11 protein-coding genes are annotated in these 18828 nt (G+C 45.4%); all 11 read left to right on the top strand.

Annotated features, from left to right (window positions below):
• Positions 1–279: 279 nt before the first annotated feature.
• The 11 genes from J0656_RS11790 to J0656_RS11740 all read left to right on the top strand — a co-directional run bounded on the left by J0656_RS11790 (position 280) and on the right by J0656_RS11740 (position 18822).
• Entirely contained in the window at positions 280–567 is a 288-nt protein-coding gene (locus tag J0656_RS11790; protein WP_207034002.1) for a helix-turn-helix domain-containing protein, read from the top strand.
• Complete coding sequence (locus J0656_RS11785) at positions 564–1238, top strand: hypothetical protein (protein ID WP_207033999.1); 675 nt, start codon at positions 564–566, stop codon at positions 1236–1238. Before J0656_RS11790 ends, J0656_RS11785 begins: the two co-directional genes overlap by 4 nt.
• On the top strand, positions 1222–1899 hold the full coding sequence (locus J0656_RS11780) for an ATPase (RefSeq protein WP_207033997.1): 678 nt from the start codon (positions 1222–1224) through the stop codon (positions 1897–1899). Before J0656_RS11785 ends, J0656_RS11780 begins: the two co-directional genes overlap by 17 nt.
• A gap of 18 nt (positions 1900–1917) precedes the next feature.
• Complete coding sequence (locus tag J0656_RS11775; protein ID WP_207033995.1) at positions 1918–2994, top strand: exonuclease/endonuclease/phosphatase family protein; 1077 nt, start codon at positions 1918–1920, stop codon at positions 2992–2994.
• 613 nt (positions 2995–3607) lie between these two features.
• Entirely contained in the window at positions 3608–8239 is a 4632-nt protein-coding gene (locus J0656_RS11770) for a T9SS type B sorting domain-containing protein (protein ID WP_207033993.1), read from the top strand.
• Positions 8240–8259: 20 nt separating this feature from the next.
• Complete coding sequence (locus J0656_RS11765; protein ID WP_207033991.1) at positions 8260–9147, top strand: PorP/SprF family type IX secretion system membrane protein; 888 nt, start codon at positions 8260–8262, stop codon at positions 9145–9147.
• A 298-nt stretch (positions 9148–9445) separates the two neighbouring features.
• Positions 9446–13858 (top strand): T9SS type B sorting domain-containing protein, encoded by a 4413-nt coding sequence (locus J0656_RS11760; protein ID WP_207033989.1) that lies wholly within the window; start codon positions 9446–9448, stop codon positions 13856–13858.
• 7 nt (positions 13859–13865) lie between these two features.
• Positions 13866–14774, top strand: a complete 909-nt coding sequence (locus J0656_RS11755; RefSeq protein ID WP_207033988.1) for a PorP/SprF family type IX secretion system membrane protein — start codon at positions 13866–13868, stop codon at positions 14772–14774.
• Between the two features lie 221 nt (positions 14775–14995).
• Positions 14996–16903, top strand: coding sequence for a tetratricopeptide repeat-containing sensor histidine kinase (locus J0656_RS11750; RefSeq protein ID WP_207033986.1), 1908 nt, complete (start codon positions 14996–14998; stop codon positions 16901–16903).
• Positions 16896–17540: a response regulator transcription factor gene (locus J0656_RS11745; protein ID WP_207033984.1), complete on the top strand. Its 645-nt coding sequence runs from the start codon at positions 16896–16898 to the stop codon at positions 17538–17540. Before J0656_RS11750 ends, J0656_RS11745 begins: the two co-directional genes overlap by 8 nt.
• Before the next feature lie 730 nt (positions 17541–18270).
• On the top strand, positions 18271–18822 hold the full coding sequence (locus tag J0656_RS11740) for an RNA polymerase sigma-70 factor (RefSeq protein ID WP_207034363.1): 552 nt from the start codon (positions 18271–18273) through the stop codon (positions 18820–18822).
• Positions 18823–18828: the final 6 nt, after the last annotated feature.

The raw sequence follows: 18828 nt of genomic DNA, 5'->3' as shown, positions 1-18828 counted from the left end.
TTGTAGGTGCTACCAGAATTTTTCCCAAGTTGGTACCAACTTGGGAATTTTGGTTTTCGGGCGTTTCGAGGCCTCATTTTTCTCATTTTCATGACATGCTGAGGCTTTCAAGAGTCCAAAACACACCAAAACCATTTAAATTTTATGTAAAAAAAATCGTTCCCAAGTTGGTACCAACTTGGGACTTTTTTCCAAAAAGCTTTTTCAGATTTGTGGTCGAACCCGGATAGCGAGCACATAACTTAGTTGGTAGGCGCCTATCCCCAAAACCATAGTAAAATGGCGGCAACGATCATTACCACCGAGGGTCTCAAAGCGTTCAAAGAGGAACTCCTCAAGGAATTCAAGAGCTTGATGTTGGAACACACCCATCCCCAAACCAAAAACTGGCTGCGCTCCAGTGACGTACTGAAGCGATTGGAAATCAGCTACGGCACGCTACAAGGCCTCCGCAATAAAAATATCATTCCCAGTTACAAAGTTGAAGGCATTCTTTTCTACGATGCCGAGGAAATCGACAAGATTATCTTGGAGAACAAGGTGGGGTTTACGGAAGGGACGGTATGAACTATATCAAGCATCTCAATACCGTGTTTGTAGAGATTTATGGGGACGAACGTTTGGTCCCGGGACATATCAGTCTATATCTGGCCCTATTTTTCTATTGGAACCTGTATCGGTTTCCAAAGGATTTTCCGGTCAATCGCAAGGAACTGATGAAGATGGGCAAAATCGGTTCCAAATCCACATATCACCGTTTGTTGAAACAACTCGATCAGATGGGGTACATCACCTACACTCCCTCACATAGTCCGATCCGATGCAGTAGGATCGGACTGACCCAAAACTGGGACAAGAGCGGTACGGTGATGGAACGCAGCCGTTCCATTTTTGGGACCTACTGTCCCAACCGTGTACCGGACACCTTATATAAGAAAACAGACCAAACCGATAAACGTTCTGGAGTAGCAAAGCCCAAAAGTCAATTGGAGGTTTTCAATTTTTTTAAGGAGAAAGCTTATGGAAAAGAAGAGGCGCAAAAATTCTTTAACCATTACCAGGCCATTGGTTGGAAGATCGGGGGCAAGATTCCCATAGTGGACTGGAAGGCTGCCGCACATAACTGGATGCTCAAGGCCGATGAAATAAAAAAGGCCAATGACAAATCCGTTATCAACACAAGAGACCGGGACCATTTGATGGTCGAAACCCAAAAAGACTATGGACAACCCCTCTAAGATAAGGGAAGGGAGCGTAATCTATTCCCTGGGCGAGTTCGATGGGAAACAGGTGGAATATGATTTTTCCAAAGTACTGACCTATCTGGATGCCAAAGGAAAAATGCTTTTTGGACGGAATTTCAGGCTTTTTCCTGAAGACCATAAGGTACTCTTAAAACTCTGTAATTACATGGTCCGTGATCGTACGGGCTGTCAAAAAATGGGCATTGATCCAGATAAGGGAATCCTGCTTTCCGGTCCTGTAGGCTGCGGGAAGACCACCTTGATGAAGCTCATCAGGCATATTGTTCCACATTATCGCCCTTATGAGGTCATTCCGGCCCGGAACATTGTCTTTGGGTTCAATCATGTAGGACATCGAATCATCGAGGACTATGGCAACGGCCGGTATTTCTGTTTTGATGATATCGGGGTGGAACAGATGGGCAGGCATTTTGGGAAGGACTGCAATGTCTTGGGGGAAATATTATTGTCCCGCCATGAGTTGTTTTTGGAATCGGGCCTCCAAACCCATGCCACTACCAACTTGAACGCGGCCGAACTGGAGGAGCGTTATGGCAATCGGGTACGAAGCCGTATGCGGGAACTGTTCAACTTGGTCGCCTTCGACCAAAGTGCACGGGATAAACGTGGAATCATAACCGAGAATAAAAAATAACATCAAAAAACGAGAATCATGAGAATAGCTACAATGAACATCCAAAACCTTTTTTATAGGGACTTATCCTTCCTCAAGCAAAATGCTTCCAAAAACCTTCAGGACTGGATGGAAGAATTCCATGTCCTATTGAAAAATCCCAAAAAAGAGCACCAAGATTTGGGACGTATGCGGGAACTGGCCTTTTTGATGGGCTTCAGTCCACAGACCACGGAACCTTTTCTCACCCTTCGCAGGAGGGGAGGACATCTTTATGTAAAACCTTTGGGAGGGGAACGTCAGGTAAAGGCATCGGAGCGGGTGGGATGGAACGGCTGGGTGGAACTCAGAAGTTATCCTTTGGATGAAAAGCATCGAGAGGCAAAAGTAAGTTCCATTGTACAGGCAAACCCAGATATTTTGGTTTTACAAGAAGTAGAGGATAGGGCCTCCCTATCGGATTTCAATAGGGACTATTTGGCCCCCAAACTGGATGGGGCCTTTGAACAATGGCTTTTCACGGAAGGCAATGACAACAGGGGACTGGGCCATGCGATACTCACTAGGAACGGGTATCGTATCACTGGGTTCCAGCCCCATGCCCACGAGAAGGACAAAGAGGGCCGTGACCTTTTTGGGATGGACTGCCCAGAATATACCGTCGTGACCCCGGAAGGGAAGGAGTTGACGATCATTAGTGCCAGGTTCCAGGAAGATCACAAGGATTTGGATTTGCATACAAAAAGAAAGCAACAAGCACAAAGGGTTCGGTCTTTCTGCAATCAATTGATTTCCCAAAGTAGGGACAAAATTATGGTTTGTGGAACCTTGGGCGAGGTTTCCTATGGGGATTGTTTAACTCCTTTACTGGGTGATGGAACATTAAGTGACTTTCACGGTCGGTCCTTAGGTAAAACAAGAAAGGGGAAAGAAGGGGACTGGTTGGCCAAACACGATTATTTATTGTACTCAAAGGCCATGGCTTCCTGCATAAATGGGTCTGGGGTTCTATTTCCATTGGAATCAAAGGCATCGGATGGTGGGAAATGCCGATTTGTGGGCAAGAACAACAGGGCTGTTGTCCCCCCATTGATATGGGGTGAATTTGATTTCTAATCATTCCTTTTGCTCCTCCAATGGTGTAGCCTTCCCTAAAAAAGTGTAGATGGAGAATGACCGAAATTAAAAGTAAGTTTAGAGGGAGCCGGCAAGGAGGTGGTTATAGCTCCTAAGTACCTCCTCATTTATACGTCCATTGGCCTACCCCGGTATTCCATTCAGCATTGCTGATAATGGATGGTCTTAATTGATTAACCATATGAATTAAGCACTATTTGAAATGATATGTCTAGTGTAAAAACAAATATTTCTCCAGGGCATCATTTGTAATATCAAGTTAGAAAAGTTTTACAACAAGTTTTACTTAAAAGACAACAAAAGTAGGAAAGCACCTCATAAGTATATATATGTTTGAACAATAATCAACTAATAAACAGCATGCAAACGAAAAAATCGACCCTACTTTCGATTTTTCCTCAAATCGACAATTCCCACCGAATTAATTACCAATGTATTTTCCAAGAATCATTTTTCTTGAATAAAGACCAAAGCTCGTAGGGAAGTTGGAAAAAAATTGCACTCCTATCAAAACATAAATTAAGAATTTACATGGCAAGAGTACCCATGTTTTGCTCACACATTCAAGATGTCAACACCAAAAACCAGCCTCATGAAAAAAATTATATTCTTACTTGCACTTAATTGTTTTCTTTTCCATCAAACCTCCTTTTCTCAAGGTTTGTCAGGCTCTAATGTTGAATTTGTAGAACTTACTTCATCAACAAGTGTAAATAATTCTGATGATGAACTGGATGCTACTCCTGCACAGGCTGACTATAACGTAGAATTTGAAATAGGTAGTACATCTAATATGTATGTGGATGTAGACGGAAATAAAATAGTATTTGGAGCTAGAAATGGTACTACTCTAACTGTTGATGAGATAACATTTAATTTTTCTGGAGGGACCTTTGGAGGTATTATTGGTGCTTCATTCAATTCGGGTGCATCTACAGGGACAAATACGTCGGGGGTTTCCGTATCCTTTACGGCAACAAGCGTCACATTATCGGGGTTACAGGACACAGATTTTTCCCAGGGATTTGGCTTGGGTCAAATGGGTACTTTGGTTTTTGATATAACAACAGTTGGAGCTGGCTGCTCCGCTCCATCTGATGCAGCCACAAGTGCAGTATTTGGAACTGAAACAGCGTCTAGCCTGACATTATCAAGTTTTACGGCACCGGCTGGTGGTGCAGATGGTTATGCAATTTATATGAATAGTACCAATTCTTTCATAGCACCAAGTGATGGCGATCAACCAGTAGCGGATATCACTTGGAATGGTGCGGGACAACAACCTATTTATTTTGGCACTTCAGCTTCACCAAATGTTACGGTTTCAGGCTTGGACGGAAACACAACGTATTTCTTTAGGGTATATGCTTATAACGATTGCTCGGGTACAGATACTTATGAAACCACAGGGTTAAATGCAAACGATACAACGGCAAACTCCGCCCCAACTCAAAACGCTAATACAGGTTCCTCTCTTAATGAAGGTGGTACAGCTATCATTTCCAGTACCGAATTAGATTTTGATGATGCGGAAGAAGCGGATACTGATATTACTTATACACTCGATAATACCCCTTCTAATGGTACACTTAGAAATAACACCACACCGTTATCAGTTGGAGGTACTTTTACACAAGACGATTTGAATAGCAACAGGATTGACTATGTACATAATGGAGGTAACACAACTTCGGATAGTTTTCAATTCGATGTCAGTGATGGTCAAGGAGGTTCAGTAAATAATCAAACCTTCAGTTTTACGATCGCAGCAGTTAATGACGACCCAACACTTACAGGGCTTCCTGCGAGTATTACTGTAACCGAGGATGTAGGGAGCAATGTAGATTTATCTGCTGCCACTTTTGCCGATGAGGATGCGGCCACGGGGAATGTAAGTTTAACAATTACGGCTGCGGCAGGTACACTCTCTGCCTCATCAGGAGGTGGAGTGACCATTAGCAACTCAGGTACAGCCACAATTACCTTATTGGGTACAGTTGCCAATATTGACACTTATTTGAATACAGTTAGTAATATTCAATATACAACTGCGAACAATAGTACCACATCAACAAGCCTTTCTTTTACGGCAAATGATGGAGGGAATACTGGAACAGGCGGAGGATCAACTATTACTGTTGGTTCCTCTGTAACCGTTAATATTACTGCAGTTAATGATGCGCCTACAGTTTCCTCGGTAAGTTTTTTAGGAAACCTTACAGTAGGCCAGACCTTGACGGGGAGCTATGCCTATGACGACCAAGAGGGCGATGCCGAAAGCGGAACCACCTATCAATGGTACCGCTCCGATGACGGAGCAGGTACCAACAAGGCGGCCATTTTCGGGGCCACCAATGACACCTATGTATTGGTAAATGATGATTTGGCCAAATACATCAGTTTTGAAGTGACCCCTAGTGATGGTTCAGATTCGGGCGGCCCCGAAGAAAGTGCTTTGGACGGACCGATCGCTGCCCCGCCCAATAATTCCCCGACCGTAACATCCACGTCAATCACATCAGCAACAGCGCAATCACTTTATTACTATGACATTAAAGCATCAGATGCCGATAACGATGTGATCACTTGGACAGCAAATACCGTTCCTGCTTGGTTGACCTTTACCAGTGGTACACTGCAAACCAGTTTTGTAGGTACTGGTGCAACGCCAACCAATACAGGGGATGGGGTGAATCAGTCGCCAGATGGGACCACTGCTTCCAGTGCGGTTATTCGAACGGGCACTGCCGCCCATGGCGATAATAAACTGTTCTTCACCGATACCGAAGAGTATGGGGTTCGTTATGTTGATGAGAGCGGAAATGTGCAAACCTGGTATCAAGGGGATGGAACTTATACAAATCTAAATCCAGTAGGGATTGCCTATGATGTGGTCAATGATGCGGTGTATGTCGGAGATTATGCCAAATCGGATATCGTGAAAATTGATCATACGGGTACTAGAACCCTTCTTTCTGATTTGCCGGAACCGTTTATGTTGAGACTACTCGTCAATTCAAACGGTTCCAAACTGTATGCGTCCGCGCGAGGAGGTATTTATGAAATTGACCTTGCCAATAATGACCCAGCTACGAACTGGACGCGTGTAGTGGGTACGGGAACAATGGGTTATAGCGATACGGGAACGGCGTCAACCTCACAAGTTTCTCAACCGCACGGTATGGCGTTTGACAGTGCAGGGCGTTTGGTTTTTACCGACCGATTTAACGACATCATCAGGAGGGTTGATTTAGCGACGGACACCATTGAAACCATAGCGGGTACGCAAGGAGCAGGAACAGAAGCTGGCGATGGCGGTCCTGCAGTCAATGCGACTTTTAACGACCCCTCGGGATTGGTCATTAACGAGCACGATGAAATTTTCATCTCCGAGAGATTAAGCAAGCGGATACGAAAAATTGATATCAACGGTGATATTGATACATTTTTCACAGTTTCTGCGGGCGGTTTTGCAGACGACTTAGTGATATCCGATGCGGGTGAGCTGTATTTAGTGACAACCACACTTATTGCACAGGTAGCGACCAAAGCTGAATTGACCGGTACGCCAACCAATGCCGATGCAGGTGTACATGATGTAGCACTTATACTGAGTGATGGTATAGCTAATGTGCCTTATAATTTCCAAATTACGGTTCAACCGATTAACATTGCTCCAACCGATATTACGCTGGATAATAACAGCATCGGCCAGAGTGCTACAGGTGTAGACTCCACGGTAGGTACGTTATCCACTACCGATGCCGATTCTAGCGATTCCCATACCTACACGCTGGTATCGGGAACTGGTGATACGGATAACTCCAGTTTTAATATCAGTGGAAGCATAGTTAGGACCAATAGCTCATTAGCGGTAGGTAGCTATAGTGTCAGAATCAATACCAATGATGGTACGGATGATTTTGCCAAGGAACTTACCGTTAACGTTACCGATGATGTTGCACCTGAAGGCTATACGGTAACCATTGACCAAGATCCCATAAGTAGTTCAAACCAAACTACGATCAGTTTTACTTTTGCCGGTGCCGGAATAGGTACGGACTACGATTATACCTTCAGTAGTGACGGTGGCGGGACAAACGTTACCGGCTCAGGAACCATTGCCACGGCAACCGATCAAATAACAGGTATTGACCTTAGCGGTCTTGGTGATGGAAACATCACGTTGTCTGTGACGCTTACCGATACCAATGGCAACGAAGGGGTTCCGGCCACGGATAGCAAGACAAAGGATGTTGTGGAGCCAGTTCCTAATTTGGTGATTGCAGAATCCCTATACTTTGGCCCTTTCACAATTCGATTACAGTTTTCAGAACCTGTTCTTGATCTGGCCCCCAACCCAGTGTTGATCGCACCAGGGCCAGGCGGGGAACAAATGGCGACCTTGGGTCCACTTCAAGAGGTGACCGCTGGATTGCTTTATGATATTCAGGTTACCCCATTGGTGCCAGGTGAAATCGTATTCTACAATGATCTTTATGGTATGGCAAGGGATGAAGCTGGAAACTATACCATACCGTTAGGATTTGTGAACGGTACCTATTATGATTTGGATACGGACAATGATGGTATTGGGAATAGTACGGATACCGATGACGACAACGACGGTACACCGGACCAGGAGGATGCCTTTCCATTAGATGAAAATGAGGATACCGATACCGATGGTGACGGAACGGGCGACAATGCCGATGAGGACGATGACAACGACGGCACACCCGACGATGAGGATGCCTTCCCGTTTGATGCAACCGAGGACACCGACACCGATGGAGACGGAATAGGCGATAATGCCGATACAGATGATGATGGTGATGGCTACACGGATGACGAGGAGGAGGACCAAGGAACAGATCCCAAAGATGATACCAGTGTTCCAGAGGATGTAGATGATATTGATGACGACACGCCGGACGATACAGAGGCCACGCCCGCATTGGTCCCTGCTCAAGCTTTTACCCCTAACGGTGACGGTAACAACGATACTTGGATCGTTCCCGGCATAAATGATTACCCGAACAATGTGGTACGGGTATACAACCGCTGGGGACATGAGGTATTTGCCACCCAGTCCTACCGTAACGATTGGGGCGGATTTTATAAGGACAATAGGAAACTATTGCCCGCGGGCTCCTACCTATATGTGATCGACTTGGGCAATGGACAACCCCCGTTACAGGGCTGGATATTCATCAACTATTAGAAATCAACAACAAACAACCTATGAAAACCTCAATTCGCATCTGCCTTTTGTTCATATTACTTCTTTCAGGCACTGTACAAGGACAGCAAGACCCGAACTTTACCTTTTACAGGTACAACATGAACATCATTAACCCCGCCTTTGCCGGTAGTACGGAAATGGCCGAGCTTACCCTTGGACTCAGAAGTCAATGGGCTGGGGTGGAGGGAGCACCGGAGAGCCAGAGTGCCATCTTTGGAATGCCAATTGGCAAGAACGTGGGCCTTGGAGTGTCCATATTGAACGACCGTACCTTCATAGAAACCCAGACCTGGATGGCCATCGATGTTTCCTATCACATCCGCCTGAACGATGCCAACCTACTGTATTTTGGACTGAAGGGAAGTGCCAATTCCTATGATGCCAATACCCAGGGCCTGGTCACTTATGGTATGGGACAGGACGGTGCGCTGATGGATTATGAGAGTCGGTTCACTCCAAACGTAGGGGCCGGGGTTTATTTGAAGAACGAGAAATACTTTCTTTCACTTTCCGTACCCAAGGTATTGACACCTGACCGTTTGCAGGAAAACAACGGTAACGCTTTCCTTGGAACGGACAAGCTCCACGGATACCTTTCAGGAGGGTATGAGTTTACCCTATCCAAGAGGATGAAGCTACAGGCGACGGGCCTGTTGCGCTATGTGGAGGCGTCCCCCATATCGATGGAGGTAACGGGGATATTGGACTTCGGGAGCCGTTTCAGTTTTGGGACGAGCTATCGACATAACGAGAGCTTCAGTGGGCTCTTTCTGTTCAATGTTGGCCAAGGCTTTGATTTTGGGTACGCCTATGAGAGTGCGACCCAGCAGTCCATTAACGGCATTGACAATGCCACCCATGAGTTGTTCATGCGGTTGGCACTGTAAATTAAATCTCTGTTAATTAAAGAAATAATTTTATGAAGTTAGCGATATCCTAAAATGGGGATGGCGATCAAAGGGGTAAGGCTACACAATTCTTGAGAATAATAAAGAAAGTATTTATTATTCGGTGTCACACGGGGAGAGCATTGCGAAAAACTATATTAGGTCAGAAATAGGCTATCCAGTTCATTGGTATTCATGTAGCGTACGTACCCCTACGTAAATTATGTACATGGGTGCGTATTTTATTTGATTTTACATCGATATAACTTGCGGCGTGAAAGTATAAAGACCTTTTCACATGCCCAAATCAACGCTTCAATCCCTATCGATTACACTAGTCTTCTTGATTTTAGGTTCAACGAGCCTGTTCGGACAAACCGTAAATCGACCCCATACCTCTATAGGAGACTTGACCAATGGTGAATGGACTCTTTTGCCCTACGAGGGAGGTGGACATCCACGTACCCGGGCCACCATGGACGGTTATTTGCCAACATTGGAGGACGGGGCGGTAGCTGTGGAGTTCATCCTTAAAGGAGGTGACGGCGGACGTGCCACTTGGCAAGGTTTGGTAGCCCAGAAAATAGGACGGGGCGGGGAAGGTGGCACGGTTAGGTTTACCTTGCCCATTACCAGTGAAAATGCAGGGGACCGGCTCCATTTTTTTATAGGATCTCGAGGGGAATCCGATGTTCATGATGTTGCCGCCAGCGGCGGCGGTGGCGGAGCTACGGCAATAACTCCATATGGGCAACCTACTAATCCCATAGTGGTTGCAGCAGGTGGTGGTGGTGGAGCGGCAATCGAAGCTCTGGTTTCCCATGGATATGGTGGCGGCATAGCAAGACATGGAAAAAATAGTTGTAATTCGCACGGATTAAGAGTGGATGATGCTACTTCGTATGGAAGTGGCGGGGTAGCTCATAGAGGCTTAATTAATGATGTTGAGACTACTTTTCATCCATTTTCAGGGGGCGGGGGCAGTTTATATAGCACACCTGAATCAACAGTGTTATTTGAATTGGAAGTTATGGGAAGTTCACCCAATGAAGGTGGTGCCGGAGGTTATCATCCACCAACTACTGTATATGAGGGAGATTGTTCGGGAGGGTTATTAGACCCTAATTGTACAAAAATAGTGGTTAATGATATCAATCGTGGAGGTACGGGCTGGGCCGGTGGCGGGGCTGGCGGAATATTTTATGGCCACCCGATTGGACCTTCACCCAAATGCTCAAATCAATATATTGGGAAAGGGGCCTCTGGCGGCGGCGGCGGCGGTTATTATGGCGGTGGTGGCGGCGATTTGGAACGTGGCGGCGGTGGCGGACAATCTTATTACGACTTGAGTATGGTGCAAAACGGGGTGGAAACAGAAGGAGGAACGACGAACGCTCCTGTTACTGGTTATATACAATACAGGGTCATTTATGATGAACAGCCCCCGGTGGCAGTATGTAGGGATATTACAGTGTCCCTTGACCCTGAGAATCCCTTGTTGGCCGATGGTACCGTTACCATAACGGCTGCCGATATTGATGCAGGGTCTTATGATGATGTCTATGTTGCATCCATGTCCCTATCACAAACTACCTTTACCTGTGATGATGTTGGTACCATCCCAGTTACCTTAACGGTTCTTGATGGTAGGGGCAATGAGGCTACCTGTACGGCCAATGTAACCGTAGTGGACAATACCCCTCCCTTTATGCTTTCGATGACCAATTTTATTGAAATGGGACAGAATACTTCGGTGGAACTTACGCCACAAGGCCCTTTTGATATTTCGGATAATTGTGGAAGCTATACCGCTGTAGCCAGCACGCGTACCGCAACCTGTGCCGATATTGGTACCAATGTTTCGGTTCCCATTGAAGTAACCGACCAATATGGGAATGCGGCAACCTATAATTACATTTATCAAATCAGCAAGGATACGCCTCCTATAGTGAATACAAAACCGGCTACCATTTATCTAAGTGCCAATGGGGGCGCAACCCTAAGACCAGAGGATATAGATAATAACAGTATAGATTTCAATGGCTGTTACACCACATTTACCAGAACATTGAGCAAAACCGAATTTACCTGTGCCGATGCGGGAACACATACGGTTACCTTAACGGTAAATGACGGTTATAATTCGGCTTCGGCCACAGCCACGGTTACTGTGGTAGATCCCTATGATCGCGGTTCAGATATTATTTATGTAGATGAACAGGCCGCGGGGGCAAACATTGGAACCTCGTGGAACGATGCATACACCGATTTACAGGATGCACTTGCCCTCTCCGCTAATTGTGGGTTGGCGGAGATATGGGTGGTCCAAGGCACCTACAAACCGGGAGCTTCCGAATACGATTCCTTTGTCATTCCCGAAGGCGTGACCCTTTTGGGAGGCTTTACCGGAAATGAAACTTCCCCCGATCAACGAGATTGGAACGCGGCTCCGACCATCTTAAGTGGCGATATCAATGGGAGTGGAGTGGCAGATACCGGGGACAGTCATACCATTTTGACCGTCTTACAACCTAATGTGACCATAGATGGAGTCATTGTCCAGCATTCCTATGCGGATGATCCTTCGGACAATAGTCCAGTGGCCATTGGCCGGACAGGTGGTGGGCTTTATATCGATCAAGACGCCAACTTTATGTTAAGGAATAGCATATTGCATGATAATGTTGCCTTTGGTGATGGTGTCAATGGTATGGGGGGCGCCATAATCAGTTTTACCGGCGATACCCAATTGATCAGTTGTTTGTTATATAATAATGAAGCGACTACTGCTGGTGGTGCTGTATCCTGTGAATCCGGTGAAGTTGAAATTATAAATTCCACCCTGAGCGATAATACAGCTGCCGCTGGGGGTGGTATCCATTTAAGCGATGGGACCTTGTTGGTGGCGAACTCCATACTTTCCAATAATACAGGAACAAATGGACATATCAATCTGGTTGCTGGATATGGACGCATGTATAGTTCATTGGCATATAATGGAACTGTTTCTGGAGATGTGATGCAAAGCCGCAATCTGGCGGTAGATCCCGAGTTTGAAGATGTGGCGGAACATGATTATAGCGTGAAGGCCACTAGTCCTGCCATTAATGCCGGGAACAATAATTTTGTGGTATCGTTAGGGGCACCCGAAGCGGTAGTCGATTTGGCTGGAAATGAGCGCATTTACGACTATGCCAACGGTGGTATTGTTGATATGGGCGCCTATGAGTTATTGGACCGGGCACCCGTGGCCATTTGTCAGGATATTAGAGTAGCGCTGGACGCAAACGGTAGTGCAATGATAAGCCCAGAGGAAATAGATGATGGCTCTTATGATGAAGATAATGGAATAACGCTTGCCCTAGATATAACTGAATTCGATTGTTCCCATCTGGGAACCAATCAAGTGGTCTTGACCGTAACCGCCGATAATGGGGTCAGTGAACAATGTATGGCCACGGTGACCGTAGAGGATACCTTGCCTCCGGTTCCCGATCAGGCGGATTTACCGGATATTACTTCAGCGTGTGAAGTGAGCAATCTCATCCCACCAACTGCCACAGATAATTGTAGTAGTACTGCGGTAACGGTCTCCCATAATGCTGTCTTGCCTATCCATATTCAAGGTACTACAGTAGTAACATGGAGTTACGAAGATGAGGCCGGGAATAGCAGCACACAAATACAGCATGTGATTGTAGGGGATACGGAAGCACCGGTTCCTGACCAGGCGGCTTTACCGGATATCACTGCAGTATGTGGGGTAAGTAGTCTCACACCACCGACGGCGACGGATAATTGTAGTGGTGTAATAAGAGCCACTACTGATGCTATTTTCCCTATCCATATTCAAGGCATTACAGAAGTCAATTGGACATACGAAGATGAATCCGGGAACATCCGTACACAAACACAGCATGTGATTATTGAAGATACTACAGCTCCTGAATTGATTTCAGGTTTGGATACGGACCTTACGGTGTATTGTGACCAAGTTCCGGAGATACCCGACCTGGCCTTTGCGGATAATTGTGATATGGAGGTTCAAATTGAATATGGTCAAAACGAGACTATTTCAGCTGAAGGCTACCTCATTGAACGTTTCTGGGTAGCTACTGATTCCAATGGAAACGAAAGACGTGTTGAGCAACATATCACGGTACTCCCCACACAGATCAGGGTCGATGATGATATCAGGGTATGTGACACCGAGACCCGTTTTGATCTTTATACGATAATCGAAGGTACAGTGATGAACGGCATCTGGGAATCCCTAAACGATGGGGTAGGTCTGGAGGGCTCTATGATCGATCCATCGACCATGGAAGCGGGGTCCTATTCCTTTACCTATACCGAAGGCGAAGGAATGTGTGTCAATCAGGTCGTTGTCGATCTAAGCGTCGAAGATTCCTGTGGTATGGATGTGGACGCTGCCATAGAGGTTTCACGGGTGGTTACCCCCAATGGGGATGGCCATAATGATTATTTCGTAGTGGAAGGTTCCGAGATCAATGGAAAAACGATAAGCTTGTTCGTATTTGATCGTTGGGGCCAGCAGGTCTATAAGTCGGATGATTATCAGAATGATTGGGACGCATTAAGCGGCCGAAACCAACGAACATTGGTCTCGGGAACTTATTTCTATGTGATACAGGTCCCGGGCAGCAATATCCGACCGATAAAAGGTAGTGTCTACATTGGAACAAATTAGGATTAGGATGAAGAAGTATATTATTTGGGCCATGATGGGAATCTTGTGTGAAGGAATCTCCTATGCACAGCAGGCACCACAGTTTACACAGTATCTATATAACCCGGTCAGTATCAACCCAGCTTTTGCCGGAAGCACGGAGCGTTTCTCGGCCATTTTGATGCACCGTTCCCAATGGAGCGGTTTCGATGGTGCGCCATCCACACAGATATTTTCGGCACATAGCCCTCTGCCCAATGATAAAGTGGGGCTGGGCCTATCACTGGTCAGTGATGGCCTGGGGGAAGAAAGGTTTCATTACCTCTATGGTGATTTTTCCTATACCCTACGGGTCAGTAGAACTGTTCGTTTGGCCTTAGGGATAAAGGCCGGTTTTACCCATTATTCCTTGAGTCCTGGATTATTAGGCTCGCCGGGGATCCAGAGTGACCCTTATTTCAGTTCATACACGGATAGCTGGTCGCCAAATATGGGGGTAGGTGGGTTTCTGCACGGTGAAGGTTGGCACCTTGCCATTTCGGCACCACAGTTGTTTCAGGTGGATTTTATCGAAAACCCGGGAAACGATACTGCCTATAGGGTTATGGAAAGGCCAAACTTGTATATCACTGGGGGATATGGTATTGATCTGACCAGATTTGTTGAACTGAAACCTACAACAATGCTCATCATCTCTAAGGGAAGCCCGATTTCCATCGATGTGGGAACCAATGTTACTTTTTATGACCGTTTGATGTTGGGAATCAATTACCGTATCAACAGCTACGATGCCATTGGAGGTTTGGGAAGCTTTAGGTTGGGCAAACGGATGACAATGGGGTATGCCTATGAGATTCCTATTTCCGGTATCCGGCCTTATACGGGCGGGACACACGAGTTCTTTTTAAGGTATGATCTTATTCTCGATATCAACTAGGACCATGGACAATGTACCCGGATGCAAAAAATGCATAAATTTAAGTGACCGGTCCCCTGGGTTAAGCTATTAATGGTATTTTTATGCATGTGAACATGTGTCCCGTTCCCATACTGATATTGTTTTTTTACTTGGTTTCCGGTCCCTGTAGTTCACAGGTGTTGAAGGCAAATGACACCGTTGTTGATACGTTTGTTACAATTCCTACGTTCCAGGGAAAAATGGACTATCTACACGGCTTGCTCCAGGATGCCGGACCTGATCAGGATCTGCTGGCCGATAAACTTCACCGATATAGGGATTCATGGATAGCACAAGAACGATGGGAGGAAGCTCTATCGCTTACCAATGTTTTGGGCAACTATTTTATCTACGTGTCCATTAACCATAAAAAAGCCTATGAAATATTGGAAGGGTACACACCCTTTATCCTTCATAATACCGATAGGGAACAGATTTCGTTCTTTTATATGACCCATGCGGAAGCAGCGACCTTTATGCAGCGCTATAAGGAATCCTTGAGCATATTAGATCAGGGGATTGCGTTCATGGAAAAACATAGGGACTCCTCGTTGTACGAGTTCGGGTATGCCTATTTGAAGGCAGGGGAGAACAGTGATAAGGTCAATGAGATCTCCAAAAGTGTCTACTATTTTGAAAAAGCAAAGAAGATATTTATCCATCAAAAGGATACATTGATGTATTTATGGGCACAGAATGGCCTCGCCCAACTCTACGGTAAAAATGGCTTGTATGACAGGGCCTGGCAAGCGCGCAGGGAGGTTTTTGAAACAGGGACGCAAATAGGGGAACACCAAGTGGTGGCCGTAGCACGTTTGACAGCTTGTAATGAGGCAAATCAACAAGGTGATTTTCAGGAGGAGCTGCATCAAATCAGAATGGCCTTAAAGGAAAGGAACCAAGAGGCCGATGTACAAGGGATTGTTGACATTTTAACGCTTTCCTATGCCGTTTCCGTGTATGCAAGAAATGGTATTCGGGATACATCCGACCTGTATAAAAAGGAACTGATCTCTAAAATTGGGCCACATGTCAATAATCCTTTTTTGGAAACCTACTACCAATTGGCAATGAGTCAAAATGCCCTCGCCAATGATCAATTGGTCGAAGCGGAAAATTATGCCCAAAGGGTGCTTGATGGGGTACAGGGCACTTTGGAAGCCGAGAATATTATGCGCTCGGAATTTCTATTGGCAACCATCTATGAACGAATGAACGATTTGCAGGGGTCGCTCGAACATTTTAAAAACTACTCCAGGATGAAGGACTCCGTTAACAATGTGACCTCCAGACGGAAATTTGCCTTTATGCAGGCCGAGCTCGAGGCTGAAAAAAAAGATATGGAAATTGCCCAGCAACGGAAGGATATCAAGATTTTGGATGCCAGCAACAAGGAAAAGACCTATTGGCTGGTTTTTGGGGGCATATTACTTTTGGGTGGCTCTGGCTTTCTGTGGTTGTTCAGGAACCGGCGTTTTGCAAAAAAGGAAAAGGAGCTTACGGAGAAATATTCCCAAGATCTTTTAAGGCAACAGGAAAGGGAACGAAGCCATATCGCTTGGGAGTTGCACGATGGGATCGGCCAACAATTGACCATCATGTCCAAAAAGGCAAGGGACGCTGATCAAAAGGAATTATTGCAACTTTCACAAGATACCCTTGAAGAGGTGAGAATGTTGGGAAAAGGTCTCCTGCCTCCTGCATTGGCCAATTTGGGAACGACCGGTGCCATAGAACAGCTTGTCCATACCTTTGATGAAAAGTACAGTATGATCTTTACGTTGGAAATGGATGGGATAGAGGGTTGCTTTTCCAAGGAACAAAATGTAAACCTCTATCGCTTTGTACAAGAGGCCATGACAAATTTGGTCAAGCATTCGCATGCCACAGAAGTGCTCATACAGATAGTGCGAAGGGCCAATGGCGTAAAACTCTTTATCAAGGATAATGGAATAGGGTTCAATTATGAGGAAAATTACAAGGGCCATGGCCTGGGACTAAAGACGATGGAACAACGGATCAGGATGATGGGAGGGACCATACATATCCGATCAGAAAATAAAAGAGGAACCATTATTAACGCAAACATTCCTATCACCGATGCATAATACCCACACCCTTTTAGTTGCAGATGACCACCCCTTATTACTCAAGGGCCTGGTCGATGAGCTCGAATCGAAAGGATACAATGTGATCGCCCAAGCAAGCAATGGCCTTGAAGCCCTTGAATTGATCATTGAAAAAAGTCCCGATATCGTGGTCTTGGATATCCAAATGCCAAGGCTAACCGGAATAGAGGTCATAGCAAAGGCCAGGGAGGCCGGTAGTTCACCACGTTTCATCTTGCTTACCTCTTACAAGGAGGAGGGGTTGGTATACAAGGCCCAACAGCTTGGGATCAGCGGTTACTTGCTCAAGGAGGAACCTTTTTCGGAAATGCAAAAGTGCCTTCAAAAGGTAAGCGCCGGAGGAACCTATTTCAGTAGGACCTTTGAACAACTCGTCGAAGAAGGAATCAATCCACAACTGCAAAGGCTTAAACTACTATCTTCCTCCGAGAGGACCATCCTTAGGATGATGGCGCAGTCAAAGACTTCCAAGGAGATTGCAGAGGAGTTGGTGATTTCCTTGCGAACCGTCCAAAAGCACAGAAGTAACATGATCCAAAAATTAGCGTTGGAAAGCGATGGGGACCAATGGACCTCATGGCTTACAAAATATAGGGAAATGATATTGGCCTTATAGACGGATAACGAAGGTATTGGATACGTACCCCTACGTAAAAATTGTGGTAGGGTACGTATTTTTAATGAGGCCAGGTCGATTTAACTTGTTTTGCACAAAAACAAGGTTGAATATGATGTCCGTTCCCCGACTTCTGGCCGTTGCCACGGTGTTTTACGAGTACATTTTTCATTATGGGTCATATCCTAAAACCTTTGGGAGTCCCAATCTTCAAAGTGATGCTGCCATCTGCCCATGGCTTTCCCTATATGGTGATCGGTCCCTGTTTTTTTCTGGGTTCTCTTTTTGGGATTCCCCAGTATGTAGGAAAGAAATTATTGTCGTTCGATTGTGTACTGAGCAGCTTTTGTACTTCAAAGACCATGTTTCTGCATTAGAAAACATGATTAATATAAAATTGTTTAACCCTATTTCAACTTATGGTCGTCTTAGTAATGTTATGAGTGGAGTCCAACATAATATTATGCTGAAATTATTGAGTAGCGTAACTGTTTACACATTGTTGAGTCGTTTTAGTTAGTTTGAAATAGGGCAGTCTTTGATTGCCCTATTTTTTGTGGATTGGACGGGTCTATTGATACGCAGTGACATATTGGCCTAGTTCTACCCAATTACAGGTGTGGGATATATCGAACCTAAGGGAACAATGGATTTCCATCCTTTACATTTGGGCGAACAAGGTGGCCATACTTGAAAAGTTTCATCGTAAGGTGAAAATAACCCCCTAAAACTGAAAGCCGATAAAACATACCGTCTAACGACCAAAGAATATAAAGTTCTTTTCGATGACCACCATGCCGCACTTTGTCTGTTCTGCAATCGCTATCTGAACGACCTTGAACTGGCAAAGGACGTGGTACAGGAAATCTTCATTAAGGTTTGGAACCAAAAAACAGTTTTCAAAAGTCAGGGAACGGTTAAATCGTACCTCTATACCGCGGTAAAGAACAGGTCCCTGGACATATTGAAGAGCAAGCACTATAAATCAAAATGCAAGCTATCGGTAGAGATGGTCCAGACTATGGAGACCGATTCTTTTTTTACCAGCGAACTGGTCCTGCAAGAAACCGCCCGTTTGGTGGACATTACGGTCGATACGTTGCCAACAAGGTGCAAGAAAATCATCAAGTTGAGCTTATTGGGCTATAAGAATGGGGAAATAGCCAATGAATTGGAGATTACCTTAAACACGGTAAAGGCCCAGAAAAAAATAGCCTATCGCAAACTTCGTTTCCAACTTCGGGAACATATGGCCGCTTTGGCGCATATCTTCTTACCATAAAAAACA

This window comes from Flagellimonas aurea (assembly GCF_017313785.1).
GTDB classification, from domain to species: Bacteria; Bacteroidota; Bacteroidia; order Flavobacteriales; family Flavobacteriaceae; genus Flagellimonas; species Flagellimonas aurea.
Note: the sequence above shows the minus strand (reverse complement) of the source record. Positions and strands in the feature narration are given on the sequence as shown.